The organism is Protofrankia sp. CiP1_Cm_nod1, assembly GCF_920888515.1.
Lineage (GTDB): Bacteria > Actinomycetota > Actinomycetes > Frankiales > Frankiaceae > Protofrankia.
Genome location: NZ_CAKKTM010000131.1, coordinates 1 through 2,107, shown reverse-complemented (window position 1 = coordinate 2,107; position 2,107 = coordinate 1). Strand labels below are relative to the sequence as shown.

Below are 2,107 nucleotides of genomic sequence, written 5' to 3'. Positions count from 1 at the left end.
CCCGTGCCCTGGCTCCCGCCCGCGCCCGGGTGCCCGCCCGCGTCGCGGCATCCGGCCGGGCCGGCTGCCCGGGCACCGGGCCGACGCCGGTGTCAACGCCGACATCGGTGTCACCGTCGACGTTGACGTCGGTCTCGGGATCGATGCCGAGGGCGACGAGACGGTCGGCCAGCGCCTGGGTGGCGCCCTCGCTCACCTGGGCGTGCAGGGCCGCCACCGTGGTCGGCTCCGACCGCAGCGCCGCCACCTGGCCGATCATGAACATACCGTCGTTACGCTGGGTGTCCTCGTCGACGGGCACCAGCCGGCCCTGGCCGCGGCGCAGGCCCTTGCTCGCGATCCGTGACCGGCCGAGGTTGAACCGTTCCAGCTCCTCCCACACCTGCGCGGGGACGAGCCCCTGAGCGAGCAGCTCGGCCCGCCGTCCGGCGAAAGCGGTGACGAAGGGTGACCGAACGACGCGGGTGGCGTGCCCCGGCGAGGTCTCCAGCAGGACGGTGCCGCCGCAGTCCAGCGCCGTCCGCTGGAAACCGGGCAGGATCGCGCCGGAGGTGACCGCCTCGGCGGTGAACAGGTACGCGGTGCCCATCAGCACCCCGATCCGGGCGCCGCGGGCGGCCAGGGGCGCGGCGGCCGCCGCGACCATCGCCGCGGACCGCTCGTCGTGCACACCGCCGGCGAACAGCACGTGCAGGCCCGCGAAGAACGCCCCGGCCGCGGACCGGCCGCTGGCGACGGACACCTGCTCGCCGTACGCCAGCAGCTCGGTAATCTGCCCCTCCCACAGCGGGAAGCTGGCCCGTGGGCCCACATGGCCGCCGCACTCGCGTCCCTCGAAGACGAACCTGCGGGCCCCGGCGGCGAGAAACCGGCCGAGCAGCCCCGGCGAGGGCACATGCAGGAAGGTGTCGACGCCGGCGGCCTGCAGGGACGCCGCCTGGGACGGGCGCCCGCCGGCGATCAGCGCGCAGGGCGGGCGGATCTCCCCGACGGCCTCGAGCTGGGCCGAGCGGATCTCCGGCGGGGCGAAGCCGAGGATCCCCACCCCCCATGGCGCGTCCCCGAGCAGGTCGCGGGTCTGCCTGAGCAGGGCACGGGCCTCGTCGCCGCCCATCAGGGCCAGCGCCAGGAACGGCAGGCCACCGCCGTCGGCCACCGCCCGGGCGAACTCGGCCCGGTCGCTGACCCGCGTCATCGGTCCCTGCGCGACCGGGACGCGCAGGCCCCGGTCGGCGGCGAAGGGCGCGCCCGGGGCGAGCGGGGCGAGCCGGACCGCGGCGGCGAGCTGGGCCTCGATGGCGTCCCGGACCGCTGTGACAACGCCGCTGGCGGTGACGTACCGGTCGGCCAGCGGCGCGGCGAAGGCGCCGTCCTGGCCGATGGGGAGGAACTGTTCACGCAGGTCACGGGCACCGAGACGGTGCGCGACCGCGTCTTCGTCGAGCCCTTCGTCCGCCTGCTGGCCGGCGAGCCCGGCGACCGGCAGGTCGGGGCGGACGTACACCCGGTGCCCGGCGAGGAGCGTGGTCTCGCTGCCGTCCATGCCCCGGATGGCAGCGGCGACCTCGGCCGGCAGCTCCATCTCCCGGACGAGCGCGAGCTGGGCGTCGAGCACGACACCGGCCGCCCCCGCGGCAACGGCGGCGGCGGCGGTGTGCGGCCCCAGCCCGCCGGCGGCCCACACCGGCAGGTCCAGGCCGTCGGCGGCGAACAGGTGCTGGAGCAGGGTGAACGTGGTCAGGTCGCCGACCCGGCCGCCGGCCTCGCCGCCCCGGGCGATCAGGCCGTCGGCACCGGCCGCGGCCGCCGCCCGCGCCTGCGCGACCGAGGTGACCTCGATGAGGACGCGCCGACGCCCGCCCGCCGACGCCGCCTCCACGTCCCACTCGCTGTCCCGCTCGACGTTCCGCTCGACGTTCCGCTCGCTGTCCCGCTCACCGCGGGCCGGGCCGGTGGCGAGGATGACGGTGTCCACCTCGGGCGGCAGCTCCCGCGGGCTGGTGGCGCAGCCGACGGGCACCCGTACCCCGAACGGGCCGCGCGACCAGCGGGCGGCGTCCGCGAGCGCGGCGCGTGCGGCGGCGGCATCCCGCCCCAGGTCGGGAAC

At 77.2% G+C, this 2,107-nt stretch carries 1 protein-coding gene; it reads right to left on the bottom strand.

Annotated features, from left to right (window positions below; genetic code table 11):
* Nucleotides 1–2,107, bottom strand: a 2,107-nt coding sequence (locus NBX02_RS06235) for a nitronate monooxygenase (protein ID WP_250290402.1), incomplete at both ends; no start/stop codon positions are given.